Source organism: Bacteroides sp. MSSM.1001136sp1_RTP21357st2_D2_RTP21359_211015 (assembly GCF_040913205.1).
Lineage (GTDB): Bacteria > Bacteroidota > Bacteroidia > Bacteroidales > Bacteroidaceae > Bacteroides > Bacteroides ovatus.
Genome location: NZ_JBDFVF010000030.1, coordinates 16,207 through 42,583, shown reverse-complemented (window position 1 = coordinate 42,583; position 26,377 = coordinate 16,207). Strand labels below are relative to the sequence as shown.

The window sequence follows — 26,377 nt, the reverse complement described above, 5'->3', positions numbered from 1 at the left end:
AGCCGAGCGGCTCAGGATTTTGTCATGTCAAAGGATTCACTTAACTTAGTGTTGCAAAAATAGTCAAACAAAACCTCATCAAGCATGGTAAAAGTACAAATAAAATCCGAGAAACTCACATCTTTTGGTGGTATATTTCCAATTATGGAGAAATTCGACAGGATGTTGTCTTGTACAATAGACTCTACTTTAGGTTTGCGTAGCAAAGTGTATGGCTATCAATATAGCGAGATAATACGTTCTCTGATGTGCGTATATTTCTGTGGAGGGTCATGTGTCGAAGACGTGACCTCACACCTTATGGAAGCACTTTGCTTGCATCCACCCCTCCGTACATGCAGCGCAGACACAATACTTAGGGCCATTCGTGAATTGACCACACCGAATCTGACCTACAGGTCTGATTCGGGCAAAAGCTACGACTTCAACGTGGCTTCCGACCTTAACAATCTGCTTGTCAATGCATTGCTGGCAACTGGACAGTTGCTGCCAGACAATGAATATGACTTTGATTTTGACCACCAGTTCATTGAGACGGAGAAATTTGACGCAAAAATAACCTACAAGAAGTTTACCGGTTACAGTCCAGGAATAGCAACGGTCGGCGATGTCATCGTCGGGATAGAGAACCGCGACGGCAATACCAATGTCCGTTTCCATCAGGAAGACACTCTAAAACGTATTTTTGAGCGTTTGGAGAATGCCAGAATACATATAAACCGTGCGAGGATGGATTGTGGCTCATGCTCTGAGGCTATGGTGGAAATGGTGGAGAAGCACAGTCGGCATTTTTATATCCGCGCAAACAGGTGTGTATCGTTGTATGACGATATCTTTGCCTTGCGCGGATGGAAGACCGAATACATAAACGGTCACGAGTTTGAGATATGCTCCATCATTGCAGAGAAATGGGTCGGCAAAGCGTACCGCCTTGTCATACAGCGGCAAAGAAGCATCAACAAGGAACTCGACCTGTGGGAAGGGGAATATACATACAGATGCATACTGACAAATGACTATACTTCGACAGACCGTGACATCGTGGAGTATTACAACAAGCGTGGCGGTGCTGAGCGTGTATTGGACGACATGAACAACGGCTTTGGCTGGAAACGGCTGCCAAAATCGTTCATGGCGGAAAACACGGTGTTCCTGCTTCTGACCGCTTTAATACGAAACTTTTACAGACACCTCATATCTGACGCAAACATGAAGAGCTTTGGACTTAAACGCACAAGCAGAATCAAAACTTTTGTATTCAAGTATGTTTCTGTCCCTGCAAAATGGATTAAGACTGCAAGACAGCACATACTGAACATATACACAAGCAATGATGCATACATGATGGCCTTCAAATTTGATTTTGGGTAGCCTCAAATCTTCGTGGCCTTTTGCGTATTGCCTCAAGTCGCATCATGGGGTAAGGGGATTTTGTCTCTTGCGACTGCACCATTAGGGTTCTTTACGAAAACGAGTCGTTTTAGAGAGGTATCTGCAACCCCAGATATCAAAAATATTACAGGTTGCGGATTTTAGGATGTACAAAAGCTCTTTTATGAGGCAATTGATGAACTCAGGATTACTTATCGCTGAAGGGCACGGGATTTGGAGAGCGGAGAGCGATGAAATTCAGTGGCGCAGAGAGTAAAATAATAAAAAAGTTGGATTTTTATTGACGCGAATCAATTCTTTTAGTATTTTTGCCTTGTCTTTTACCAAAAAAGATTAATAACAGTAAGCGTTAGGCATTATCCATGTTCAGGAAATCCCCAATTTCAAGACAACAATTGAATAATACATCAGGTGTCCCTATGCACTATTATATCTTGTTAGCATATATAGGCGTGGGGCTTTGTGTATTATATGTTGTTGAGTATGGGGATACTTCTGAACGGTAATACCAAAGTTCCCACGCTTAACTTTATATAAACACAACTTCAGGGAACAGAGTTGTCATATAATCGCATTATGAAAGCAATTTGTTTCAAAACCGGACAGGTCCTGCCTTCCGTTTTCATTCCTCTGTCTGTTACTGTCTTTAGTGGAATTCTCTGCCTTTTTGTTTCCATTCCTGCCCCTTTTCGGGACTTGCGGCTATTATTACACAAATTACATGCCAAACAGTTTCTCTGAATCCATTTATGGCATTCAATAATCCCCCTGGACATACAGAAGAGGAACTTTGGCAACAAATACTCTCCCTGTCAAGGGAATTGCAGGAATGCAGGGCCTGCCTGCACTATCATAATACGCTGGATTACATATACGACAAGATCAACATGATAGAGAAAGAACTGGATATCTTGTTGAGAATGTTGTAGGGATCTTGTGACAAAAAGGCATGATAATTATACATTTTTATGACTATTTGTCTCGCAAGCATTAAAATTCATTTTACAACTCCATAAGAGTCCGATTTACAGATGCTATCACATAAATTCATGATTATTGCAGGATATGAATTACGATTTATTTTGTCTAATTTCAAATATCAGAACAGCCATGGATAAACGAATTGAATATGCGATGAACACATTGATCAATACAGAAATCTGGTCAACTAACCTGTACCTGTCATTGCAGGTCTATTTTGAGGGGCAGCAACTTCCGATATTGGCCTCATGGCTAAGTGCACAGGCACAGGACAATATGGGCAAGGTCTATCAGATGATGAACCGCATCTATCATGAAGGAGGTGCTGTAACCATCCATGAAATCAGGCGCGACATCCGGCAATGGCCGACACCGCTGGCTGCCTTGAACACCCTGCTTGAACATGAACAATATATATCCCGTCAGATATCCGAACTTCACGTACTATGCCAGAATACGGATTCATCCATCCATTCTTTCATCAAGGGGCTGTACACAAAACGGATATATGTAAGTACGGCGTTTATGGAATTGTTGCGTATCCTGGCCATGGAATATGAACGCAGGCTGCCCTGCTTCATATGATGTGTCAAATCGTGTAACCTGACCGGAGTTTATTGTTCACAGAGAAAATAATGGTCTAAAAATAAAACAAGTATCATCCTATGGATATATTCGCATACTCAATGTTGTGTTTCACTTCGTTGTTCACATTGATGGACCCCCTCGGAGTGATGCCGGTTTTCCTGCAGATGACCGAGGGCATGAGTGCCGGAGAACGCCGGAGCATCGCCTTAAAATCCTGCGCCCTCACGTTCGTCATACTGGTACTTTTCACCTTGTGCGGCAGGTTCCTGTTCCATTTTTTCGGGATCTCGACCAATGGTTTCCGGATTGCGGGAGGTATCATCATCTTTAAAATCGGATATGACATGCTGCAGGCACACTTCACCCATGTGAAACTGAACGAGAACGAGAAAAAAGAATATTCCAGGAACATCACCGTCACGCCTCTTGCCGTTCCGATGCTGTGCGGTCCGGGTGTAATTTCAAGCGGCATAACACTGATGGAAGATGCCCCTGAGCATATTTTCAAAATTGCACTGGTTTGCGTGATCGCCCTAGTCTGTCTCCTCTCTTTCATTATCCTTTGCGTGTCAACGCGGCTTTTGAAAATTCTTGGAGAAACCGGAAATAATGTGATGATGAGACTGATGGGGCTTATTCTGATGGTCATCGCCGTGGAATGTTTCATAAACGGGATGCAACCTGTCCTGACAGATATTTTGAGACAAGCACACGCTTGCCCCTGAATATGAAAAATAAAAAATAGTACCAACATTAAAAATTAGATTCATTATGACCGAGAATTTACAAAAGGCCCTGAACGGGCAGATTACTGCGGAATTATGGTCCGCCAACCTGTATCTTTCAATGTCCTTCTATCTGGAAAAGGAAGGTTTTTCCGGCATGGCCCGCTGGATGCGCAAGCAATCGGCGGAAGAGACAGGACACGCATGTGCCATCGCCGAATATATGGCCAAACGTGAGGCGGAGGCAAAAGTGGACAAGGTCGATGTGGTTCCACAGGGTTGGGGCAGTCCCACCGAAGTCTTTGAACATGCCTTGGAACACGAGAGACATGTTTCCAGATTGATTGACGAACTGGTACATCTGGCTTCCGAGGAGAAAGACAATGCCACCCGTGATTTTCTTTGGGGATTTGTCAGGGAGCAGGTGGAGGAAGAGGCGAATTTCCTGAACATCGTAAACCTGATGAAGAAAGCCGGAGAGAGCGGCATCCTTTTCATGGATGCAAAACTGGGGGAACGCCAGTCCTGATTTGGAATAAAAAAACGACTGACATGAGCACGATTATTGATTTGTTGGGAACGCAGGCAGGATACTACCTGGACCATGTATGCAAGACAATAGACAAGAAACTCATCCATATCCCCGAGCCGAATATGATAGACAAGGCATGGGTGGATTCCGACAGGAATATACGCACCTTGGAGAGCCTGCAAGCCCTGTACGGGCACGGGCGTCTGGCCAATACCGGGTATGTCTCCATCCTGCCGGTGGATCAGGGGATAGAACATTCTGCCGGAGCATCCTTTGCACCCAATCCTCTTTACTTCGATCCCGGGAACATTGTGAAACTCGCTATCGAGGGAGGATGCAACGCCGTGGCATCCACATTCGGAGTTCTGGGAGCTGTGGCACGTAAGTACGCCCATAAGATTCCTTTCATCGTGAAGTTGAACCATAACGAGCTGCTGACTTATCCGAACAGTTATGACCAGGTCATGTTCGGTACAGTGAAGGAGGCATGGAACATGGGTGCCGTTGCCGTGGGGGCAACTATCTATTTCGGTTCGGAACAAAGCCGCCGCCAGATTGTGGAGGTCTCACAGGCGTTTGAATATGCCCATGAGTTGGGGATGGCCACGGTATTGTGGTGTTATCTGAGAAACAGCAGTTTTAAGAAAGACGGGATTGACTATCATGCGGCAGCAGATCTGACAGGGCAGGCCAACCATATCGGGGTCACCATCAAGGCTGATATCGTGAAGCAGAAGCTGCCGTCCAACAATGGAGGTTTTAAAGCCATCGGATTCGGTAAGACCGACGGGCGTATGTATACGGAACTGGTCTCCGACCATCCGATAGACCTCTGCCGCTACCAGGTGGCCAACGGGTATATGGGAAGGGTTGGCCTGATCAATTCGGGGGGCGAGTCCCATGGGACATCTGACCTGCATGATGCCGTCGTAACCGCAGTGGTGAACAAACGTGCCGGAGGTATGGGACTTATCTGTGGGAGAAAAGCCTTCCAGAAGACGATGAAAGACGGGGTCTCGCTTCTGAACACCATTCAGGATGTCTATCTGGATCCTTCGATAACCGTTGCATAAAAACTATATGGCATGAAAAGGATCGTATTGTTGAGACATGGCGAGAGCCTATGGAACAAGGAAAACCGCTTTACCGGTTGGACCGATGTAGACCTGAGTGATAAGGGGATCGCAGAAGCCTGTAAAGCCGGTGATATGCTGAAAGAAGCGGGATTCTCTTTTGAGGCGGCTTACACATCCTATCTGAAACGGGCTGTGAAAACGTTGAATTGTGTTCTGGACCGTCTCAATGAAGACTGGATCCCGGTGGAGAAAAGCTGGAGGTTGAACGAGAAACACTACGGCATACTTCAGGGACTTAACAAAAGGGAGACAGCAGACAAATATGGCGAGGAACAAGTCCATATCTGGCGGAGAAGTTACGGCGTGTCGCCCGAGCCGGTGAAGGAAGACGATCCCCGCTATCCGGGGAACGACACCCGTTACGCCGGTGTTCCCGAAATGGAACTGCCACGGACTGAATCCCTGAAGGATGCCGTCATGCGTGTCATGCCCTATTGGGAATGTGTCATCCTACCCACATTGATGCATAGGGACAACCTGCTTGTCGTTGCCCATGGAAACAGTCTGCGCGGGATAGTCAAGCATCTCAAGAATATTTCCGATACGGACATATCCCTCTTGAACCTGCCCACGGCAGTACCTTATGTATTCGAATTTGATGAACGGCCGGTGCTTGTCAGGGACTATTTCCTCGGAGACCAGGAGGAGATACGGAGACGGACGGAGGCTGTAGCCGAACAAGGTATGATCAGACGATAAGAGTCAGTCAATCAGACTGATTTGTATTGTCTTTTTGAATATTTTATTTACTAACAATTTAAAAAAGGAGGTAAAAATGGTACCTGTAAAAACAAATTCAAACTGGTTGCCGAGTATTTTTAACGATTTCTTCGAGAATGAGTGGCTGGCAAAAACGGGAGTTACGGCTCCTGCCATCAATGTCATTGAGAATGACAAGGACTACAAGGTTGAAATGGCGGCTCCCGGAATGACGAAGGATGATTTCAAGGTGAATGTTGACGAAAACAACAACCTGACAATCTGCATGGAAAAGAAAGAAGAGAAGAAGGAGGAGAAGAAAGACAAGAAGTATCTCCGCCGCGAATTCTCTTATTCCAAGTTCCAGCAGACCATCCTGCTACCTGAAAACGTGGAGAAGGATAAGATTTCCGCAAAAGTCGAACACGGGATCCTGTCCATTGAAATCCCGAAAGTGAAGGAGGAAGAAAAACAAAAAACTTCCAAGGCTATCGAGGTTAAATAATTCCATATCTGGAATGGTGTAAGGCCGGACAGGCTTTTCCTGTCCGGAGAGCCGTCCGGCCTTTAACAGGCACTTCCGGAACAGGGAACCGGCACAACCGATGAAGGAATTCAATTTTGAAAAAGAGCTGCTTAGCGTACAGGACGAACTGTTCCGTTTCGCGTACAAACTGACAGCGGACAGGGAGAAGGCGGAAGATCTGCTGCAGGATACCCTGCTCAAGGCAATGCTTCACAAAGAAAGTTACAACAAGAACACAAATTTCAAAGGGTGGCTGTTTATCATCATGCGTAACACGTTTATCAACGGTTACCGGGCGGAGGTCGGTCATACCCGTCTGTACATATCCTCCGATCCTGCATATTATTCGCGGATCATGGACGAGTCCCGTACAGAGGAGGTGGACAGGAACTATGACCTGGAAAAGATACGTAATGCCATCAAAAGTATACCGGAGTCGCATTTCATACCTTTTGAGATGTACCTGTCAGGGTTCAAATACCGTGAGATAGCGGAAAGAACCGGTGTGAGTTTGGGAACCATAAAGAGCCGTATTTTTCACTGCCGGAAAAAACTGAAAGCTATATTGGCAGAATGAAACAAAACAAGAACTGAGATAGATGAAAAAAGATGAATATATAGGAATCCTTACTTCCGGAGGGGACGCTTCCGGAATGAATGCGGCAATCCGTGCCGTGACCCGTACCGCCATTTTCAACGGCTTCAAAGTCAAAGGAATTTACAGAGGGTACGAAGGCCTGATAGCGGGCGAGTCCAGGGAACTTACGACCGAGGATGTGAGCAGCATCATCCAGCGTGGGGGAACCATCCTGAAAACGGCACGTTCCGAAGCGTTCACCACCCCGGAAGGACGCAGAGAGGCATACGATACCATGAGGAAAGAAAAAATCGGGGCGCTGGTAGTCATCGGGGGCGACGGCTCACTGACTGGAGCCCGCATATTTGCCGAGGAATACCCTGTCACGTGCATAGGACTGCCCGGTACCATCGACAATGACCTGTACGGTACCGATTTTACAATCGGATATGATACGGCCCTGAACACCATTGTGGAGTGTGTGGACAAAATCCGGGATACAGCCACCTCGCACGACCGAATTTTCTTTGTCGAGGTGATGGGACGCGACGCCGGTTTCCTCGCCCAGAACAGCGCAATAGCCTCGGGAGCCGAGGCCGCCATTATTCCGGAAGACCGGACGGATGCGGATCAGCTGGAGACTTTTATCGGACGCGGATTCCGGAAGACCAAGAACAGCAGCATCGTCATCGTGACGGAAAGCCCGGGCAATAAGAATGGCGGAGCCATGCACTATGCCGACCGGGTAAAAAGGGAATACCCCGGATATGATGTCAGGGTCTCTATCCTGGGACATCTACAACGGGGAGGAGCGCCAAGTGCCAACGACCGCATATTGGCCAGCCGGCTGGGTGAGGCCGCCATACAGGCCCTGATGGAGGACCAGCACAATATCATGGTAGGCATACATAACAATGAGATTGTCTATGTTCCTTTTGACCAGGCTATCAAGAACGACAAGCCCATTGACAAAAACCTGATCCGTGTCCTTAACGAGTTGTCCATATAAAATGTTACTCCTATGTCGGAAGTTGCCCCTTTAATATCAGACCTTGCCACTATCTTGATTATAGCCGGTATCATAACCGTCATTTTCAAATGGCTGGGACAGCCGGTCATAGTGGGATATATTGTGGCCGGTATTATGGCAGGTCCTTCCATTTCCCTATTCCCGACTGTTTCCGACCAGGCCAATATCAAGATATGGGCGGATATCGGTGTTATTTTCCTCCTGTTCGCCATAGGACTGGATTTCTCGTTCAGAAAGCTGATAAGTGTGGGAGCCTCGGCCATATTCTCCACTGTTATCATCGTCTGCGGCATGATGTTCCTGGGATATACGGCAGGCAATGCGATGGGCTTCTCACACACGAGCTGTATCTTTCTGGGCGGAATGCTGTCCATGTCCTCCACCGCCATCGTATTCAAAGCATTCAGTGACATGGGGCTTCTCGATCAGAAATTTACCGGTATTGTCCTGGGGATACTAATCATTGAGGACGTGGTGGCGGTAATCATGATGGTGGTCCTCTCCACATTGGCTGTAGGCAAGCATTTTGAAGGCTTCGAAATGCTGGAGAGCATATTGAAACTTGCGGCCTTTCTTATTTTCTGGTCAGCATTGGGAATCTATCTGATTCCTACCCTTCTGAAAAGATTGAACCGCTTTATTAGCAATGAAATACTGTTGACAACCTCCCTGGGACTATGCCTGGGAATGGTGATGATAGCGACAAAGGCGGGATTCTCCGCCGCGCTGGGTGCGTTCGTCATGGGATCCCTGCTGGCAGAAACAGATAAAGCGGAAGAAATCGCACATATCGTGCAACCGGTAAAGGACCTGTTCGCCTCCGTTTTCTTCGTATCAGTGGGAATGATGATCGACCCTGCCATGATATGGGAATATGCCGTTCCTGTTTTTATCCTGACGGCACTGGTCCTATGCGGGCAGGTCCTGTTCGGGAGTTTCGGCGTGTTGCTTTCCGGACAACCGCTAAAGATTGCGATACAAGCCGGCTTTTCCCTGGCACAAGTGGGTGAGTTTGCGTTCATCATCGCTTCGTTAGGAATCAGTCTGAATGTAATGGACAAATACCTTTATCCGGTCATAGTGGCAGTATCGGTCATCACCACTTTCCTTACTCCTTATATGATAAGACTGTCGGATCCCGTCTACTGTTTTGCAGACAGGCACTTGCCACAATTCCTGAAAGATTACCTGACGCATTATTCTTCTGGAACAATGACCACAAGACATCAAGGCTCCTGGCACAAGCTCATCAGGTCCATGTTGGTATCCGTCACCCTTTATCTGGTGGTATGCCTGTTTTTCATAGCGCTGTTCTTCTCCTATGCGTATCCTCTGGTAATGGGACGTATTCCGGGGATGAAAGGAAGCCTGCTGAGCTTCGTTCTTGTCCTCCTTATCATATCCCCGTTTTTGTGCGCCATCATCATGAAGAAAAACAATTCCGTCGAATTCCGCAAACTTTGGGCGGACAACAGGTTCAACAGGGGGCTGCTGGTATCAATGATAGTGATCAAGGTGTTGATCTGTATCATTATCGTAATGGGTATCATCATCCGTCTTTTCAATGTCGCTTTGGGGTCAGGACTGATATTATCTTTCCTGATCATTGTCGTTATCTATTTTTCCAAGCGGATACGGAAACGATCGCTAAGTATGGAAAAACAGTTCCTCGAGAATTTCCAGGGTACAGCCGGGACATTTCCACAGGAAGAACCGGAAACAGGAGAAACCTCCACAGAAAAAAATCATGAACTATCAAATAAGTAAAATGTTATGGAATATTCAAGTTATCATGTAAACGTCCCACAATGGAGGGAGATTACAGTCGGTTCACACCTTCCGGCAGAATTGCGGAGATTTGCGGAGATGGCACATAATCTTTGGTGGACCTGGAACGAGGATGCGAAGAGTTTATATAGTGGTTTGAACCCGGAACTATGGGAAGAGGCGGAACAGAATCCGGTACTGTTTCTGGAACGGATGGATTATGAAGAGCTGGAGGCACTGACACATGACGGAAACTTCATGCGTAAGATGGAAAACGTATATTCCACTTTTAAGGCGTATCTTGATGTGGAGCCGGACCACAGCCGTCCGTCAGTTGCCTATTTCAGCATGGAATATGGTCTGGACAGGGTTCTTAAAATCTATTCCGGCGGTCTGGGCATATTGGCAGGTGACTATCTGAAGGAAGCTTCGGACAGTAACGTAGACCTCTGTGCTGTAGGGCTTTTATATCGTTATGGCTATTTTGACCAGGCTCTGGCGATGGACGGGCAGCAACAGGTTCATTATGACCCACAGAATTTCGGGCAGCTTCCGATAGAGAAAGTGATGCAGCCTGACGGGCGACAACTGGTAATCCATGTTCCCTATGCCGACAGTTTCACGGTCCATGCCAATGTATGGAAGGCCAATGTGGGACGTGTTTCCCTCTACCTGCTGGATACGGACAATGAACTGAACAGCGAGTTCGACCGTCCGATTACCCATCACCTGTATGGCGGTGACTGGGAAAACCGGCTCAAGCAGGAAATACTGCTCGGCATCGGAGGAATGATGACATTAAAAGTATTGGGCATCGAGAAAGATGTATATCACTGCAACGAGGGGCATGCCGCACTGATCAATATCCAGCGGTTATGCGACTATATATCCGAAGGCCTGGACTTCGGACAAGCCATGGAACTGGTTAGGGCTTCCTCGCTTTACACTGTGCATACACCTGTGCCTGCCGGCCATGACTATTTCGATGAGGGGCTTTTCAATAAATATATGAAAGGATATCCTGATAAGCTGGGCATTACGTGGGACGAGTTGATGAACCTCGGACGGCAAACTCCGGGCAACAAGGGAGAACGTTTCTGCATGTCGGTATTCGCCTGCAAAACCAGCCAGGCGGTAAACGGTGTCAGCAAGCTGCACAAGTCCGTTTCACAGCAGATGTTCGCGCCTCTCTGGAAAGGCTATTTCCCGGAAGAGAACCATGTGGGCTATGTGACGAATGGCGTACACTTTCCCACTTGGTGTACGGCGGAGTGGAAAAAGCTGTTTAAGGACAATTTCGATGAGAATTTCATGAACGACCAGTCCAATCAGGAAATATGGAAAGGCGTTTATAATATACCCGATGAAGAGATATGGAACATGCGGAAAAGGTTGAAAACCAAACTGATATCCTACATCAAGTGGAAATGCGGCCGGGACTGGCTCAAAAGCCAGGTTGACCCGGCATTGGGTGTCTCCATTTTCGAGAAGTTTAATCCGAATGCTCTTCTTGTCGGCTTCGGAAGGCGCTTTGCAACTTACAAAAGAGCTCATCTTTTGTTTACCGATTTGGATCGTCTGGCGCGGATTGTGAACAATCAGGAACATCCCATACAGTTTGTCTTTGCAGGAAAAGCCCATCCAAACGACACTGCCGGGCAAGGGCTCATCAAGCAGATTGTGGAGATATCCCGCCGTCCTGAATTCTTGGGTAAAATCATCTTCCTTGAGAATTATGACATGGACCTGGCACGGCATCTTATTTCTGGGGTTGACATCTGGATGAATACTCCCACCCGTCTTGCGGAGGCTTCCGGAACTTCCGGTGAGAAGGCTCTGATGAACGGCGTACTCAACTTCTCCGTGCTGGACGGTTGGTGGTACGAAGGCTACCGCAAGGAGGCGGGATGGGCCATCACCGACAAGGCCACCTATCAGGATGAACAGTACCAGAACCAACTGGATGCGGAAACAATTTATTTCCTGCTGGAACATAATATCCTGCCGTTATATTATGAACGGAAAGAAAAAGACTATCCGGAAACCTGGGTCAAGTACATCAAGAACTCGGTTGCGCAAATAGCTCCCCGCTTCACGATGAAAAGACAGCTGGATGACTACTATGACGGATTTTACAACAAGTTGTCGGAACACTTTCATGTTTTGGCGGCGGACAATTATGCAAAGGCGAAAACGCTTGCCGGCTGGAAGGCAGCTGTCGACAGCAGATGGAATGCCGTGGAAATCGTTTCCGTGAATGCGGGAAAAGGATTGGACGCCACGGTGGAGGCTGGTAAGGAATACGAGATGACGGTCGTCATTGACGAGAAAGGGCTGGACAACGCGATCGGATTGGAATCGGTCATTATACGGCATGAGGAGAATGAGGATCGCATCCATGAGGTCATTCCTTTTTCTTTGACATCCAAAGACGGAAACCTATACACTTTCAAGGCAATAACCAGAATGTTCAGCGCTGGAAGCTTCAAACAGGCATTCAGAATGTATCCCAACCATCCCCTGTTACCTCACCGGCAAGATTTTTGTTATGTACGATGGTTCTGAACGGACATGAATAAGCAAGAGTTACTGACAAATGGACGGTGTAAGAAGAAGGCGGACCGAGAAACCGTCTGGCCGGTTGTCATCATGAACTTCACCGGTGTGTATGCCCATGAGGTATTTGCACGGAACAATCAGTTCATTTGGCTAGACTGCCGTCACCTTTCTGGAACGAGAGGTTACTGTGACAAGGAGGGGATACGAAAATTGAAGCGGGTGATTGCCGGTTATCCAGCGGAAGGTATCCATTTCATTGATTCGGGCAATTATCATTACCTGACCAAATTATGGACAGACAAACTTCGAGTTCCGTTCTCTCTGATTGTATTCGACCATCACCCCGACATGCAGCCTCCCTTGTTCAAGGGCATGCTTTCTTGTGGGAGCTGGGTAAAAGACATGTTAGACTGGAATATGCTTTGCAAGAAAGTGGTGATAGTCGGTGCATCGGACAAACTGATACGCACCGTACCGGAAGAATACGGACAACGAGTCAGTTTTTATAGCGAAGCGACGTTAGCTCACGAGAAGGGCTGGCACAATTTCTCCTCTGCGTATATTGAAGGACCGGTTTACTTGTCCATAGACAAGGATGTCCTGAACCCGGCATCCGCAGTAACAGACTGGGATCAAGGGTCTTTCAGCCTGCAGGAACTGGAGGAATTACTGGCAATTGTCCTTCGAAAGGAACGTGTAGTCGGCATTGATATCTGCGGGGAATGCTCCGCAACGCTTACTTTGTTTGAGGAGAGGCGGGAAGCCACCGTGGACAGCCGGGCGAACAAGGAGCTGCTCAAACTCATACAGTCATTCTCCTGTTTTTTATAAAGCTGTTGGATATTGTTAATTATATTATCACATAAACCATATTTTATTATTATGATGAAAACAATTGTTCGTAAAATCGGTCTGGTTGCACACGATGCAATGAAAAAGGACATGATAGAATGGGTTCTTTGGAACTCGGAACGTCTGATAGGGCATAAGTTCTATTGTACGGGAACCACCGGTACACTCATTAAAAAAGCGCTCGAAGAGAAACATCCTGAAACAGAATGGGATATCACGATTCTGAAATCCGGTCCTTTAGGTGGTGACCAGCAAATGGGCTCACGTATTGTGGAAGGAGAGATTGATTATTTGTTCTTTTTCACGGATCCGATGACATTGCAGCCACATGACACGGATGTAAAGGCACTGACCCGGCTGGCGGGAGTTGAAAATATAGTTTTCTGTTGTAACCGTTCGACAGCGGACCATATTATTTCCAGTCCTTTGTTTCTTGACCCGACCTACAAACGGATTCATCCAGACTATACCAATTATACACAACGCTTTGAAAACAAAGAAATTGTATCGGAAGCAGTAGAACGGGTGAAGAAACGGATGAGCCGAAATGAAAACAATATGATCGAATGAGAATGTAATGTCCAATAAAGGGGATGTGATATGTTTCAGTCATAAAAAGCAGGTTCCTATCCTTTCTGTGAGTATAAAAAAAGATTAAAAGATCAACTGTGTGATAGCAAACTTGCGAGGTATCCTCAAATGGTTTGAAACAGTAATAAACTTTTATCATAAGTTTCTATTATTCCCTTTTATATGAGCGAACACGCCTTTTTGTAGGATTCCAATATAAGAATGAAGACTTCCATGTGGTTGAAACTTAAAATCCTTTTAGGATATGTCATACTGCTTCTCCTGCTCGTCCTGACCATTCATATCTTCCGCAAGGAACAGACGAGGCGGAACAGCCTGCGACAGGATGAGCATGAACTGGCCTGTATCCGGCATCTGGCCGGAGAAACATACGCGGGCTTGCTGGGACTGGCCACTTACGGTGAAACAGCCAGCGTCTGGGATGAAAGCGACCTTGGACTCTACCACACAAAAAAAGACAGTGTCTGTAACATGTTGCAGACACTGAAAAGGTATGTGAAGTCTCCCGAACAACAGTCGCGCATAGATTCGTTATGCCTGCTGCTGGAAAGAAAGGAACTGTTGTTAGACACGGTCATGGACACGTTCGGGCGTCTGCGCAAGACCGGCGAGATCGTGAACAGCAAGATTCCGGCAATCGTGTCTCATATCCAGCAGGCGGATGTCCTTCCTGCCGAGAAAAAGAAGGAGGAGGAAACTCCGAAGAAGGGTTTCTGGTCATTCATCAGGCCCGGGAGGAAAAAATCGGCCTATCTGCAGCAGAAGGAACAGCTGGAACGCCAGCGACAGTCCATTGGTAAACATCAGGGTACCACATCTGTCACGAGCATGCTGCACTCCCTTGACAGGGAGGTGACCGACATGCAGAAAGCCGAACGGGAAAGGCTGCTGGAACAGATGGACCTCCTGTACAGTAACAACACGGACCTGAACCACAGGCTACACCGGATTGTCAGGGACTTTGAGGCGGATGCTGGAATACGGCTTGATGAGCGTTACAGGCAATTCATTTCCACACGCGACCGCTCGTTCCATACGGTCTCTCTGCTGGCTGTCCTCATCTCGTTGCTGACCGTCCTCCTGTATCTTATCATCCACCGGGATCTGAACAGGATAAACCAGTATCAGCGTCAGCTGGAAGCCTCCAATCGTGAGAACACGGAGCTCCTACAATCCAGAAAACGCATGATGCTCACCATCGCTCATGACCTTCGTGCGCCACTGGCTACTATCAAAGGATGCGCCGAACTGCTCCCCGGGGAAGAAAAGAAGAGCCGCAAGGACGAGTATGCGGAAAATATACTCCATTCTTCCGATTACATGATCGGGCTGGTCAATACGCTGATCGGATTCTACCTGCTGGATACCGGCAGGAACAAACCCATCCTTTCGATTTTCCGGCTGGAGACCCTTTTCAGCGAAACAGCCCGGAACTACGGTTCGCTGGCCAAAAAGAAAAAGCTGCGGCTGACAACCGCCTTTTCCGGTCTGGATGTGGTAGTAAGCGGTGACCGTTCCCAGCTCCAGCAAATCCTGAACAATCTGCTTTCCAACGCCATTAAATTCACCCGGCAAGGTGAAATCCGCCTGCAAGCGGAATACCGGAATAAAGAATTGCATTTCTCGGTACAGGACACCGGTACCGGGATGACGGAGGAAGAAACAACCCGGATATTCACAGCTTTTGAACGGTTGGACAATGCCCGTAATGTTCCCGGTTTCGGATTGGGGCTGGCCATTGCAAGCAGGCTGGTCTCCGGGATGCAGGGAAGCCTTACCGTAAAAAGCAAACCGGGTGAAGGCAGCACGTTTACCGCATTCCTGCCACTCCTTGAGGCGGATGAATCCACCCAGATGGATGAGACACGCATCGCTACTGATTATCATCTGGATGGAATCAACGTACTGGTCATTGATGACGACCGGATGCAACTGAACATTACCAAAGAGATGTTTAACCGTAACGGAGTGCGGTGCGACTGCTGCCAGACCAGCCGTGAACTGGTTACCCGGCTACGGTCACAAAGATATGACCTGCTGCTGACGGATATACAGATGCCTGAAACGGACGGCTACGGAATACTTGAACTGCTCCGGGCATCCAATATGGAGAACGCAAAGACAATCCCCGTCATAGCGGTAACGGCACGGGTGGATGATGACAACGAGTATCTGTCGGGCGGCTTTTCGGGCTGCATCCATAAACCATTCTCTATGGAAGAACTGATAAATACAGTGGCACAAGTGATAGGAGAAAAAGACAGAAAGGAGTATGCTCCCGATTTCTCACTCATCCTTTCAGGAGAGGACAACAGGGAGGAAATGCTCGCCCTGTTTATCGAAGAGAGCCGGAAAGACCTTGCCGCATTAACCGCTGCCTTAGACCGACAAGACAAGGAGGCCGCCGCCTCCATCCTGCATAAGAACCTGCCCCTATGGGAAACCGTCCGTCTGGATTTCCCCTTGTCTCATTTACGGGAACTGGTGACAGAACCTGCGACAGAGTGGACCAATAGACAATCCATGGAAATGCGGGACATCATCCGGGCAGTGGAAAAACTGATAGTATACGCTGAAAAATACGGGAGGAAAGCCTATGAAAACAATCCTGATTATTGAAGATGATATTGTGTTCAGCCGTAGCATCAGCAACTGGCTGGTGAAAAAAGGGATGAAAACCGAATGCGTGGCAACCCTTGCGAATGCCCGTAAAGCCATCGGGCAAAAGGAGTTCGACCTAATACTGGCAGACCTGCGCCTGCCGGACGGAAATAGCACCTCGCTCCTGAAATGGATGAATGAGAAGTACTACTCTATCCCTTTTCTGATCATGACCAACTACGGACAGGTGGAGAATGCGGTGACAACCATGCAACTGGGAGCCATCAACTACCTGTGTAAGCCTGTGCAGCCAGACAATCTCCTGGCTCTGATAACGGAGATACTGGATAAAAACGATAACGAACAGGAGTTCTACCGAGGTGAAAGCCCTAAAGCCCATGAGATGTACCGTCTGATAGAGATGATTGCCTGTGCCGACATCTCCGTTCTGCTCCGTGGGGCTTCCGGCACCGGGAAGGAGCACATTGCAGCCGAGATACATGCCCGGAGCCATCGGAAGAACAAGCCGTATCTGGCTATCGACTGCGGGGCCATTTCCGATGAGCTTGCCGCCTCCGAGTTTTTCGGTCATCAGAAGGGAGCCTTTACCGGTGCGGAAAGCGACAAGGTCGGATTGTTCCGTGCCGTTAACGGAGGGACATTGTTTCTGGACGAGATAGGCAACCTTTCCTATAAGACACAGATGCTCCTGCTCAGGGCCTTGCAAGAGAAACGCTGCAAGCCGGTAGGTTCCACGAAAGAATACTCTTTTGATATCCGGCTGGTTGCCGCCACCAATGAGAATCTGGAAAAAGCCATCGGAGAAGGACGCTTCCGGGAAGACCTGTTCCACCGGCTCAATGAGTTCACTCTGCGGATTCCTACACTGGCAGAATGCCGGGAAGACATCCTTCCTCTGGCTTATTTTTTCTTGAAACTCACTTGCGCCAAGGCCCATAAATCGTTTCGTGGCTTTGACCGGCTGGCAGAGGCGGCACTGCTGGAATATCCCTGGCCGGGGAATATCCGTGAACTGAAGAATGTAATAGGTCGAGCCGTACTCATCTGCCAAGAGCAATGGATTTCCGTTTCAGACCTGAACCTTGAAATCTCCCTTCCTAAAGAAGAAGAAACGCAGTGGACGGAAGAAGAAAAAGAAAAGGCGTTGCTTCTCCAGACCCTTGAAAAGACGGGTGACAACCGTTCCAAGGCGGCCCGGTTGCTCAATGTCAGCCGGACTACCCTGTATGAGAAACTAAGGAAATACCATATCATCGACTGACCGGAGGATAACCCGAAGCAAATGAGGTTTACAAAAGTGTAAGCCGTCCTAACATTCTTGTCAAGGACGGCTTACACTTTTTATTTACACCCGTTTCTATATGAAATTTGTTTATTGTTGATTGTCAGTATTTTAAAAAGGTATAGAGCTTTAAACGATAGCAGAGGCATTTCATTTGGCTTACTCCGGTATAAACAAATCAAATGTATGCCGTATGAAACCATTTACAGAATGCCGTATATTCAATTATTTATCTCTGGCTTCAAGCCCAAAACAGACAGTTTCCGATGAAGAATTCTCTTCCTCCTATACCGAATATGAACAATACCTTTACGACCTCGCCATCGAATCGGTTTCCGTATCGGAAAGGCTGCGCCATCTGCTTCACAGCAAGGTAGAACTGATTTCCCTAAAGAAGTTATTCACCCGAACAGGACATTTCCACACGGCAGTAGCCGAATTCTATCTGGACAAATGCCTCCTGCTGGTGGAGGCGGAAATAGAGCTGGTCAATTTTGGTGTACAGTACCCCGGAACCATCACGACACCTTCCTCGTTTCTTTCATCGCTCCATTGGAAAGGTTCGCTGGTCAACCTGATGGAACTGATCTCCTCGCTGGATTACAGCGGGCTGATTACGGACGAAAGCGGCAAACGCCTCTCTTTCGCCGGTATCGTTTCCGCTTTTGAGAAACTCTTCAATGTTGCCATTCCCAAACCATATGACCTGCGTGCCGACCTTGCCCGGCGCAAAAAGAACTATTCCGTCCTGCTGCCCAAACTAAAGGAAACCTTTGAAAAGAACATCGCGGCTTGCGGAAACGGGAAGTGAACAGGGGTATTTTTACCCCCTGTCACAAATAGTCATCTCTTGTCATTTGTAGTCACTTTCCGATTTTAGGTTCGTATCAAAATTATCACTTATTTTGCTGCCGGATAAATAAAACCTGAAAAGATATGGCTAAAATCAATAGTACACGCAAACCCGGACGGGCTGACACTTCGAGCAAATGAAGAGGCGGACGGAATCCCAAAGAGGAATCAGAACTTCATTCTTATTATTACGGATTCCGTCTGGACGAACTCCAGAACATCGAGTTTGAGAGGCTCTTTGAGAATTCGGGAGCTAATAATAAATCCCAGTTCATCCTTGCCGCCCTTTTCGACAAACCGATGAAAGTCGTGAAAATAGATAAGGCGGCAACGGACTACTACATCAAGCTGACCAACCTGCAGAGCGAATACCGCCGGATCGGAGTAAACTATAACCAGGCAGTCAAAGCTCTGCATACCGGACTATCCGAAAAGAAGGCTCTTGCCATGCTCTATAAATTGGAGCAACTGACTATTGAACTAATATCTCTCAACCGGGAGATTATCCGTCTCACCCAAGAATTTGAACAATGGTTGCAAAAATAACATCAGGAGCCTCCGTTTACGGGGCATTATACTACAATCAAGAAAAAGTGGACAAGCAGCAGGCACGGCCACTGGCATGAAACCGGATCATGGAACCGGCAGACGGCCATCCGACCATCCAGCACTGCATCCGTTCCTTCGAACCGTATCTGGCGGCTAACCGCCGGACTGAGAAGCCCGTTATCCACATTTCATTAAATCCACACCCGGACGATGTGCTGACCGATGAACAGTTGACCGCTATCGGCCAGGAATACATGGAAAAAATGGGATATGGCAACCAACCCTATATCATCTACCGGCATGAGGATATCGGCAGGCCCCACATCCATATCGTCTCCCTGCGTATTGACGAGCAGGGAAAGAAAATTAAAGATTACAAAGAATGGCAACGCTCGACCGCTGTTTGCCGGGAGCTGGAGAGGAAATACCATCTGTTACCCGCCGAGAAGATGGAGCGACGGGAATCCCTGCCGCTGACTGCCGTCGATTACCGGAAGGGGGATATCAAGCATCAGATAGCCAATGTGGTCAAGCCCGTCATGCAGGGATACAAGTTCCAATCCGTCAAGGAGTTTAAAGCCCTGCTTGGCCTTTTCCATGTAACGGTGGAAGAGGCCCACAAGACGATAAAGGGAAAGACCTATCATGGACTGGTCTATGCGGCTACCGATGAAAAAGGAGAACGGACCGGCGTAGCCATCAAATCCAGCAAGATCGGTAAAAGCGTAGGCTACGAGGCACTCCAAAAGAAATTTGTGAAAAGCAAACAATGAATTGCCCGACATCCCGTACCCGTACAGACGAAGGAAGCTATCGCTACCGCCCTGCAAGGACAGCCCACCCGTCAGGGATTCCTGCAGGAACTTTCTGGAAAAGGCATTGCCGCCATACTCTGGCAGAACGATTCCGGTGTGATCTATGGCGTGACCTACATCGACCATAACTCAAAGACCGTATTCAAGGGCTCGCTTCTGGGCAAAGAATATTCGGCATCGGTTATAAACCGGAAGTACGGCACGATCCCACCGGAAAAGACTGAAGAAGCCCCTGTTATCCATCCGTCCGAACCGGAAATGAAAGAGACGGAGCTGGTGGAAGGACTGCTTGATATATTCTCTTTGGAATCCTATCCGTATCCGGCAGACGACCTGACGCAAAGCCCTTACGGGAAAAAGAAAAAGAGAAAACGCAGAGGTCCGCATCTGGGCTAATAAAATGTATCACCATTAATTATCATACCGCTTATGTCACAAGACGAAACCAGAGGGCTCAATAAGAACCTTGACTTCATGAGGGCCATCAGCATCCTATTTTTAGTGATGAATGTCTATTATTTCTGCTATCCCTATTTTCTTTCCATGAACCTGAACATCGGTGTCGTGGACAAGATACTGCTCAATTTCCAGCGGGATACCGGGCTGTTTTCCCATTCGCTGGTGAGCAAGTCCTTCAGTCTGCTCTTCCTTTTCTTCTCATGCATGGGAGCGAAAGGACGGAAGGACGTGGAGATGTCATGAAGGAGTATCGGCTGTTACCTTATAGCCGGGATGCTGCTCTTTTTTGGTAGCGAGCTCTTACTGACGGCACGCTTCCCCGTCGCGCTTCTAACCTTATTATATGTAGCTACCGTAGCTGCCGGATATATCAGCCTGCTTACCGCCGGAACCTGGATCAGCCGCCTGTTGAAGAACCAACTCATGGATGACGTCTTTAACGACGAGAACGAGAGCTTCATGCAGGAGCGCAGGTTGATTGCCAATGAATACTCGGTAAACCTGCCCACCCGTTTCCGTTACCAACGAAAGACCTATTCAGGCTGGATAAACGTGATTAATCCCTTCCGCGCCTCATTGATATTAGGCACGCCGGGATCAGGAAAGAGTTATGCCATCATCAATAACTATATCCGCCAGCAGATAGAGAAAGGATTCGCCGCCTATATCTATGATTTTAAGTATCCGGATTTAAGCATAATTGCTTATAACCAGCTGCTTAAAAACAAGGATAAGTATGCCAAGCCGGTCGGATTTTATGTGATTAATTTCGATGATCCCAGATACAGCCACCGGTGCAATCCCCTCAATCCTTCGTTTCTATCCGATATCGCGGATGCATACGAATCAGCGTATGTAATCATGTTAAATTTGAACAAGAGTTGGATTCAAAAGCAGGGAGATTTCTTTGTAGAAAGCCCGATTGTGCTATTTGCGGTGGTGATCTGGTATCTTAAAATCTATGAAAACGGGAAATTCTGCACCTTCCCACATGCCATAGAGCTATTGAATAAACCGTATTCCGACCTGTTCACCATACTGACCTCTTACCGGGAGCTGGAGAATTACCTGTCACCTTTTATGGATGCATGGAAAGGTGGTGCGATGGAGCAGCTCCAAGGGCAGATAGCTTCCGCCAAAATTCCGCTATCAAGGCTGATCTCACCTGCCTTATATTGGATTATGACCGGAGATGACTTCACGCTGGATATCAATAATCCGGAGGAACCCAAAGTTTTGTGCGTCGGCAATAACCCTGACAGACAGAATATTTACTCATGTGCGTTAGGATTGTATAATGCCCGTATCGTTAAAATGGTCAACCGAAAAGGCAGGCTCAAATGCTCTATTCTAGTGGATGAGGTTCCCACACTTTACTTTAAAGGACTTGACACCCTGATCGCTACCGCCCGTAGCAACAAAGTGGCAGTATGTCTGGGAGCACAGGATTTCAGCCAGTTAATACGTGACTACGGTGATAAGGAGGCGCGGGTGATCCAGAACACAATTGGAAATATCTTTTCCGGGCAAGTGGTCGGAGAAACAGCGAAAAACCTTTCTGAAAGGTTTGGGAAAGTGCTCCAACAGCGCAAATCCATTAATATGACCCGTGAAGACACCTCAACCAATATCAGTACCCAGCTCGACTCGCTGATACCTGCCTCCAAAATCTCCAACCTCTCGCAAGGAGAGTTTGTCGGCAGTGTCTGCGACAACTTCGGGGAGAAGATAGAACAGAAGATATTCCATTGCGAGATCGTGGTGGACAATGAACGGGTAGCCGCCGAAACAAAAGCCTACAAGCCTATCCCCGTCATAACCGACTTTACCGGTGCGGATGGTAAGGACCACATGCAAGAGGAAATCGAAAGGAACTACTATCAAATCAAGGAAGACGTGACGCAAATCATCGAAAAAGAGCTGCTTCGCATCCAAAATGATCCCAACTTGAAACACCTGCTGGAAACGGCAGACGATGAATAATCCCTATTTAATTTATTAATCATTTAAATGTTGTAAACATGGAAAAAAAGAAAAGTTCTCCGGCCAACCTGCCGGGAAAACCCTGCTTCCCCTGGGTGGGAGGTAAAAGAAGACTGCTTCCCGTACTTATCGAATCCCTTCCGAAAGACTTCGGACAGATGGATACCTATGTAGAACCGTTTGTCGGTGGCGGCGCCCTCTTCTTCTGAATAAGACAAGCCTATCCGGAAATCCGTTGCGTCATCAACGACTCCAACGAGGCTCTGATCAATGTCTACCGCGTCATCAAGGAATCCCCGGAGCAGCTTATTAAAGTGCTTGCCCGGATACAGGACGAATACATCGCGCTGGAGGAACATACCCGAAGAAGGGTCTACTTCATGGAGAAACGTACCTACTACAATGAAGGAAACCCGAATAACATCACCCGTGCCGCCCTGTTTATCTTCTTCATGCGTACCTGTTATAACGGCATCTACTCCGTGAACCATAGCGGAAAGCTGTCCGTCACTTTTGGTGCCGGGGGACGGGTAAAACTGTTGGAAGAGGAACTGATCCGCTTTAACCACAAGCTGCTGCAAGATGTTGTGATTCTGGACGGTGACTACCGGCAGACCGCAGAATACACCGGAGCCAACTCCCTATTTTATTTTGACCCGCCTTATAAGCCGGTCAATGAGGGTAACTCCTGCACCTCCTACATGCCACAGGACTTCGGAGATGAAGAGCAGATCAACCTGGCAAATTTCTGCAAGGGAATAGGTGAAACCGGTGCCAAATGAATGCTTTCCAACTCCGATCCCCGGCAAAAGAACCCTGAGAACACCTTCTTCGACGACCTCTATGCCGGTTTCCATATCCAGCGAATCAGCATCTTCCGTTCCATCTGTTCCATAGCCGAGAAAAGAGAAGCGGTCAATGAATTGCTGATCAGAAATTATTAAGAATAAATATCCGGTGGTAGCCGGGTAGCAATAAAAAGAGAGCCAAATTCCCTCCAGCAGGGATTTGACTCTCTTTTTTATTGCCTGCCTTTCATGCATCAGACAAGGACCAGTATTTTATAATTTTCAACCGGACTGTTTCTTTGCAGGCTTTTCAATCAGCTTCGGGGCTGTTTCGTGCTGATGATCCGTCTTGTTCTCCTGCGCCATCTTCCTGCCCAACAGGTAATCGTTCAAATCGTTATACTCCCGGTAGCAGTCGGACTTGTCCCTGACCGGGCATCCGGCTTGCGCCATCTGCTGAAAAGCCTGCCTTCCGGCGGAATCGTTATCCAGTAGGCAGAGGGCACTCTTATACTCTTTCAAGACAGGGATAGCCTTGCCTACATTGCTGACCGAATTTAAAACGATATAGTCCGGACCGTTTCCTTTAGGCTGTCCGTTACCGGGATGCGTAGCCTTGAGCGTGAGGTATGAGAGATAATCCATAAAGCCTTCAACCACTATGCAACGGTCGCTGCCATTTTTGATATGGGTAATCTCTTTGGGCGATATGCTGCCTTTTAGGTATTTGTTACGGATCTCGTACCCGCCGCTCCGGTTGGCAAAGCCTACGGCAAAATACCATTTTCCCTTGTTCTGAAAATGCACTTCCTTGCATGCTTCCCTTGCGATTTCAGGCAAGATGCCTCTTTCTTTGAGATATCCCAGCAAGACCGGGTTCGTCAGCGGATCAATGCGTACCTGCCGGTAGCCGGTAGCCTGCGGTTCCGCCTGCCGGGGAGAGGCTGCTACCGGACGGAAAGCAGCCGGAAAATGTCCCTCTATCGTTTTAAGCGCATAAGAGATATCCTTCGTCTTTTGAAGCTCCATCGCCAGGGTGATGATGTCCCCTCCCTGTCCGATGCCGAAATCGTATCATAGGTTGCGGGATGCGCTCACCTTGAAAGAAGGTGTCTTCTCCTCACGGAAAGGGGAACAATACCAGATACTGTCCCCTTGTTGTTTTACCGGGTTGAACCCCATACGCCGGAGATAATCCTCCAACTGAATGCTCTTGGCTTCTTCAATGTTCATTGTGTAACGGATTAAATTAATGACTCTTTTTAGAACGGGAATCCTTTAGTATCACCCACTGCAACGGATTCTGCGGCTTCCCGTTTTTTCTCAGTTCAAAATGCAGATGGTTGCCGGTCGCTATGCCGGTATGACCGACATTGCCGATATGCCGACCTATGCGTACATCGCTCCCTTTCCTCACATGCAATTTGCTCAAGTGTGCATACAACGTGGAAAAGCCGCCCGCGTGCCGGATTTCGATGTACCAGCCGTAACTGCTGCTATACCTGGCTTCAACGACTTTCCCGCTTCCTGAAGCATAGACCGGCGTGCCATAGGGTGCGGCAAGATCCACTCCGGCATGGAGTATCCTTTTCTTTTTCACCGGATGCATCCTTATACCGAAACCGGAAGAAACGGCATACCTCCTCCGACTTTCATTCAATGGATACAGAATAGGATAATCGGCCAGTACGGTAACCGGCAACCGGCTGTCTCATATGAAAGACTTTCACTGTCGGGCAGAGTGGATACGGTAGATGACAGCACTGAGTCCGGCTTTATATCCCTTTGACGGGGACTGTGCAAAAGCCGGACATGACAATAAGTGACAGAACATGACAATTAATGACAACTTCCTCATAATCAAACTATTTAATGACAAAGATAGTAATTTTACCCTCGTAAATGATTCATTAATCTTTAAAATTAACGTATATGAACGATGTGAATTTAGCTCCTGAAAACAAGGAAGCAACCCCGGAACACGGGTATTTGATGGCGTATGACAAGAAAGAGCAGAAAGCCAAAGGTGTAAAAGGAATCGCAGCGAACGGAGAGCTGGAAACGCTCGAAGCTAACGAGGCGAATAGGGACCAGTTTATCAAAGTGGACCAACGTGGAAACTTCTTCACCAACTTCGGGAAGAATTTTCTCTACCAGTACAATAATCCCGGTCGTTACTCCCTCTACAACATGCCGAAGGAAACGCTCGTAGAGCAGGCCAAAGAAAAGATCGAAGCGGCGCAGGAACCACAGAACGAAGCAGTCAGAAGGGAACTGGCTTCGACCAGGGTGTATAATAACCATCGCTTCAACGAGCGGGAAGTGAATTGGGAACAGGCCGCCAAATACGGCATTACCCCGGACGGACTGAAGAACGCAAAGGACAGCCTCGAAAGAATGTTGCAGGGAAAGACTTCCGCTATCGCTTTCCGTGTGGCAAAAAATTCCGAGCTGGGGCGTGAAAACGGGGATGCCAAACTCTCCCTGTTCCGCGACGAGAACGGAGCTGTCAAGTTCGACATCCACTACATCCGTCAGGCTCCCAAGATCGGGGAAGACTACAGGGGACATGTCCTGACGGAAGAAGACCTCAAGGCCCTGAACCAGACCGGCAATCTCGGCAAGGCGGTGGATGTAGTCATTGACTACCGTACCAAAGAAACCAAATCCTGCTACCTTTCCAAAGACCCGGTGACCAATGAATTGTTCCATATGCCCGTAGAGCAGGCACGCATTCCGCGTAAGGTGAAAGATTATACGCTTTCTCCGAAAGAATACGATGCTGCCGTGCGCGGTGAGGAAGTACCGATCCGTTTCAAGTCTGATAATGGAAAATTTTATGCCACCTCCATCCAGATGAGTGCCGCCGAGCGAGGGGTGGAATTCCTCTGGGAAAGAAGCACCAAGAAGTTGGAAGAGGCACAGAAACAAGGTCAGGAACAAGACGGAAGCCAGCAGCAGCCCCATGCACCGGTACAAGTAGCCGGAAAACCCCGGAAAAAAGAGGAAGCCTCACAGCAAGCGGAAAAGAAACCGCGTACCCGTAAACCGTCCATCACACCTAAAATGTAA

General features: G+C 47.9%; 25 protein-coding genes and 2 pseudogenes. 24 read left to right on the top strand and 3 right to left on the bottom strand.

Annotation, left to right across the window (positions count from 1 at the left end):
* The first annotated feature begins 84 nt into the window (after positions 1-84).
* From AB5217_RS18190 to AB5217_RS18075, 23 genes and pseudogenes are all read left to right on the top strand, one after another.
* The gene (locus AB5217_RS18190) at positions 85-1,371 is read left to right on the top strand and encodes an IS1380-like element ISBfi1 family transposase (RefSeq protein ID WP_004312659.1); all 1,287 of its coding nucleotides are present in this window, start codon (positions 85-87) and stop codon (positions 1,369-1,371) included.
* A gap of 1,131 nt (positions 1,372-2,502) precedes the next feature.
* The gene (locus AB5217_RS18180) at positions 2,503-2,958 is read left to right on the top strand and encodes a ferritin-like domain-containing protein (RefSeq protein ID WP_005680129.1); all 456 of its coding nucleotides are present in this window, start codon (positions 2,503-2,505) and stop codon (positions 2,956-2,958) included.
* 80 nt (positions 2,959-3,038) lie between these two features.
* Positions 3,039-3,686: a MarC family protein gene (locus AB5217_RS18175; protein WP_004308119.1), complete on the top strand. Its 648-nt coding sequence runs from the start codon at positions 3,039-3,041 to the stop codon at positions 3,684-3,686.
* A 46-nt stretch (positions 3,687-3,732) separates the two neighbouring features.
* Positions 3,733-4,215: a ferritin gene (locus AB5217_RS18170; RefSeq protein ID WP_004308118.1), complete on the top strand. Its 483-nt coding sequence runs from the start codon at positions 3,733-3,735 to the stop codon at positions 4,213-4,215.
* A gap of 23 nt (positions 4,216-4,238) precedes the next feature.
* Positions 4,239-5,291, top strand: a complete 1,053-nt coding sequence (locus tag AB5217_RS18165; RefSeq protein ID WP_004308117.1) for a class I fructose-bisphosphate aldolase — start codon at positions 4,239-4,241, stop codon at positions 5,289-5,291.
* Positions 5,292-5,303: 12 nt separating this feature from the next.
* Complete coding sequence (gene gpmA / locus AB5217_RS18160) at positions 5,304-6,053, top strand: 2,3-diphosphoglycerate-dependent phosphoglycerate mutase (RefSeq protein WP_004308116.1); 750 nt, start codon at positions 5,304-5,306, stop codon at positions 6,051-6,053.
* Positions 6,054-6,129: 76 nt separating this feature from the next.
* Positions 6,130-6,558: an Hsp20/alpha crystallin family protein gene (locus AB5217_RS18155; protein WP_004308115.1), complete on the top strand. Its 429-nt coding sequence runs from the start codon at positions 6,130-6,132 to the stop codon at positions 6,556-6,558.
* 100 nt (positions 6,559-6,658) lie between these two features.
* Positions 6,659-7,156, top strand: a complete 498-nt coding sequence (locus AB5217_RS18150; protein ID WP_004308114.1) for an RNA polymerase sigma factor — start codon at positions 6,659-6,661, stop codon at positions 7,154-7,156.
* A 22-nt stretch (positions 7,157-7,178) separates the two neighbouring features.
* Positions 7,179-8,165: a 6-phosphofructokinase gene (gene pfkA / locus AB5217_RS18145; RefSeq protein ID WP_004308113.1), complete on the top strand. Its 987-nt coding sequence runs from the start codon at positions 7,179-7,181 to the stop codon at positions 8,163-8,165.
* 12 nt (positions 8,166-8,177) lie between these two features.
* A complete protein-coding gene (locus AB5217_RS18140) occupies positions 8,178-9,953 on the top strand; it encodes a cation:proton antiporter (protein ID WP_004308112.1) in 1,776 nt (591 codons plus the stop codon).
* 6 nt (positions 9,954-9,959) lie between these two features.
* A complete protein-coding gene (gene glgP / locus AB5217_RS18135; protein WP_004313433.1) occupies positions 9,960-12,518 on the top strand; it encodes an alpha-glucan family phosphorylase in 2,559 nt (852 codons plus the stop codon).
* Positions 12,519-12,524: 6 nt separating this feature from the next.
* Positions 12,525-13,343, top strand: a complete 819-nt coding sequence (locus tag AB5217_RS18130) for an arginase family protein (protein ID WP_008643581.1) — start codon at positions 12,525-12,527, stop codon at positions 13,341-13,343.
* A gap of 54 nt (positions 13,344-13,397) precedes the next feature.
* Positions 13,398-13,934 carry a methylglyoxal synthase gene (locus AB5217_RS18125; RefSeq protein WP_008775197.1) on the top strand — a complete coding sequence of 179 codons (537 nt, stop codon included), beginning with the start codon at positions 13,398-13,400 and terminating at the stop codon, positions 13,932-13,934.
* 234 nt (positions 13,935-14,168) lie between these two features.
* Positions 14,169-16,574 carry an ATP-binding protein gene (locus AB5217_RS18120; RefSeq protein ID WP_004312905.1) on the top strand — a complete coding sequence of 802 codons (2,406 nt, stop codon included), beginning with the start codon at positions 14,169-14,171 and terminating at the stop codon, positions 16,572-16,574.
* Positions 16,552-17,838 carry a sigma-54-dependent transcriptional regulator gene (locus AB5217_RS18115; RefSeq protein ID WP_004308106.1) on the top strand — a complete coding sequence of 429 codons (1,287 nt, stop codon included), beginning with the start codon at positions 16,552-16,554 and terminating at the stop codon, positions 17,836-17,838. Before AB5217_RS18120 ends, AB5217_RS18115 begins: the two co-directional genes overlap by 23 nt.
* Before the next feature lie 214 nt (positions 17,839-18,052).
* Entirely contained in the window at positions 18,053-18,670 is a 618-nt protein-coding gene (locus tag AB5217_RS18110; RefSeq protein ID WP_004308105.1) for an RteC domain-containing protein, read from the top strand.
* A 242-nt stretch (positions 18,671-18,912) separates the two neighbouring features.
* Complete coding sequence (mobA, locus tag AB5217_RS18105) at positions 18,913-19,257, top strand: conjugal transfer protein MobA (protein ID WP_224202605.1); 345 nt, start codon at positions 18,913-18,915, stop codon at positions 19,255-19,257.
* An 89-nt stretch (positions 19,258-19,346) separates the two neighbouring features.
* A complete protein-coding gene (locus AB5217_RS18100; protein ID WP_004308102.1) occupies positions 19,347-20,033 on the top strand; it encodes a relaxase/mobilization nuclease domain-containing protein in 687 nt (228 codons plus the stop codon).
* Entirely contained in the window at positions 20,030-20,203 is a 174-nt protein-coding gene (locus tag AB5217_RS18095; protein WP_162864683.1) for a hypothetical protein, read from the top strand. The genes AB5217_RS18100 and AB5217_RS18095 overlap by 4 nt, the downstream gene beginning before the upstream one ends.
* Positions 20,172-20,471 carry a hypothetical protein gene (locus AB5217_RS18090; RefSeq protein ID WP_004308101.1) on the top strand — a complete coding sequence of 100 codons (300 nt, stop codon included), beginning with the start codon at positions 20,172-20,174 and terminating at the stop codon, positions 20,469-20,471. Before AB5217_RS18095 ends, AB5217_RS18090 begins: the two co-directional genes overlap by 32 nt.
* Before the next feature lie 33 nt (positions 20,472-20,504).
* A pseudogene (gene mobC, locus AB5217_RS18085) lies at positions 20,505-22,517 on the top strand (conjugal transfer protein MobC).
* A 38-nt stretch (positions 22,518-22,555) separates the two neighbouring features.
* Positions 22,556-23,299 (top strand): annotated as a pseudogene (locus AB5217_RS18080) (DNA adenine methylase).
* Entirely contained in the window at positions 23,300-23,461 is a 162-nt protein-coding gene (locus tag AB5217_RS18075; protein ID WP_004308096.1) for a hypothetical protein, read from the top strand.
* Positions 23,462-23,587: 126 nt separating this feature from the next.
* Here the strand turns inward: AB5217_RS18075 and AB5217_RS18070 are convergent, their stop codons facing one another.
* Genes AB5217_RS18070 through AB5217_RS18060 form a run of 3 tightly spaced genes read right to left on the bottom strand, consistent with a single transcriptional unit; the run spans position 23,588 to position 25,007 of the window.
* Complete coding sequence (locus AB5217_RS18070) at positions 23,588-24,334, bottom strand: toprim domain-containing protein (RefSeq protein ID WP_004318633.1); 747 nt, start codon at positions 24,332-24,334, stop codon at positions 23,588-23,590.
* Positions 24,335-24,379: 45 nt separating this feature from the next.
* Entirely contained in the window at positions 24,380-24,538 is a 159-nt protein-coding gene (locus tag AB5217_RS18065) for a hypothetical protein (RefSeq protein ID WP_004311895.1), read from the bottom strand.
* A gap of 16 nt (positions 24,539-24,554) precedes the next feature.
* Positions 24,555-25,007, bottom strand: coding sequence for a M23 family metallopeptidase (locus AB5217_RS18060; RefSeq protein WP_008771124.1), 453 nt, complete (start codon positions 25,005-25,007; stop codon positions 24,555-24,557).
* Positions 25,008-25,237: 230 nt separating this feature from the next.
* On the opposite strand from AB5217_RS18060, the gene AB5217_RS18055 reads away from it, so the two are divergent.
* On the top strand, positions 25,238-26,377 hold the full coding sequence (locus AB5217_RS18055; RefSeq protein WP_004318630.1) for a DUF4099 domain-containing protein: 1,140 nt from the start codon (positions 25,238-25,240) through the stop codon (positions 26,375-26,377).

Coding starts and splice junctions, on each gene's coding strand:
- AB5217_RS18175 (WP_004308119.1), top strand. CDS start 3,039: ATGGATATATTCGCATACTCAATGTTGTGTTTCACTTCGTTGTTCACA.
- AB5217_RS18150 (WP_004308114.1), top strand. CDS start 6,659: ATGAAGGAATTCAATTTTGAAAAAGAGCTGCTTAGCGTACAGGACGAA.
- AB5217_RS18065 (WP_004311895.1), bottom strand. CDS start 24,538: ATGAACATTGAAGAAGCCAAGAGCATTCAGTTGGAGGATTATCTCCGG.
- AB5217_RS18180 (WP_005680129.1), top strand. CDS start 2,503: ATGGATAAACGAATTGAATATGCGATGAACACATTGATCAATACAGAA.
- AB5217_RS18170 (WP_004308118.1), top strand. CDS start 3,733: ATGACCGAGAATTTACAAAAGGCCCTGAACGGGCAGATTACTGCGGAA.
- AB5217_RS18155 (WP_004308115.1), top strand. CDS start 6,130: ATGGTACCTGTAAAAACAAATTCAAACTGGTTGCCGAGTATTTTTAAC.
- AB5217_RS18055 (WP_004318630.1), top strand. CDS start 25,238: ATGAACGATGTGAATTTAGCTCCTGAAAACAAGGAAGCAACCCCGGAA.
- AB5217_RS18120 (WP_004312905.1), top strand. CDS start 14,169: ATGTGGTTGAAACTTAAAATCCTTTTAGGATATGTCATACTGCTTCTC.
- gpmA (WP_004308116.1), top strand. CDS start 5,304: ATGAAAAGGATCGTATTGTTGAGACATGGCGAGAGCCTATGGAACAAG.
- AB5217_RS18100 (WP_004308102.1), top strand. CDS start 19,347: ATGGAACCGGCAGACGGCCATCCGACCATCCAGCACTGCATCCGTTCC.
- AB5217_RS18110 (WP_004308105.1), top strand. CDS start 18,053: ATGAAACCATTTACAGAATGCCGTATATTCAATTATTTATCTCTGGCT.
- AB5217_RS18140 (WP_004308112.1), top strand. CDS start 8,178: ATGTCGGAAGTTGCCCCTTTAATATCAGACCTTGCCACTATCTTGATT.
- AB5217_RS18075 (WP_004308096.1), top strand. CDS start 23,300: ATGCTTTCCAACTCCGATCCCCGGCAAAAGAACCCTGAGAACACCTTC.
- glgP (WP_004313433.1), top strand. CDS start 9,960: ATGGAATATTCAAGTTATCATGTAAACGTCCCACAATGGAGGGAGATT.
- AB5217_RS18190 (WP_004312659.1), top strand. CDS start 85: ATGGTAAAAGTACAAATAAAATCCGAGAAACTCACATCTTTTGGTGGT.
- pfkA (WP_004308113.1), top strand. CDS start 7,179: ATGAAAAAAGATGAATATATAGGAATCCTTACTTCCGGAGGGGACGCT.
- AB5217_RS18115 (WP_004308106.1), top strand. CDS start 16,552: ATGAAAACAATCCTGATTATTGAAGATGATATTGTGTTCAGCCGTAGC.
- AB5217_RS18130 (WP_008643581.1), top strand. CDS start 12,525: ATGAATAAGCAAGAGTTACTGACAAATGGACGGTGTAAGAAGAAGGCG.
- AB5217_RS18165 (WP_004308117.1), top strand. CDS start 4,239: ATGAGCACGATTATTGATTTGTTGGGAACGCAGGCAGGATACTACCTG.
- AB5217_RS18125 (WP_008775197.1), top strand. CDS start 13,398: ATGAAAACAATTGTTCGTAAAATCGGTCTGGTTGCACACGATGCAATG.
- AB5217_RS18095 (WP_162864683.1), top strand. CDS start 20,030: ATGAATTGCCCGACATCCCGTACCCGTACAGACGAAGGAAGCTATCGC.
- AB5217_RS18070 (WP_004318633.1), bottom strand. CDS start 24,334: ATGGAGCTTCAAAAGACGAAGGATATCTCTTATGCGCTTAAAACGATA.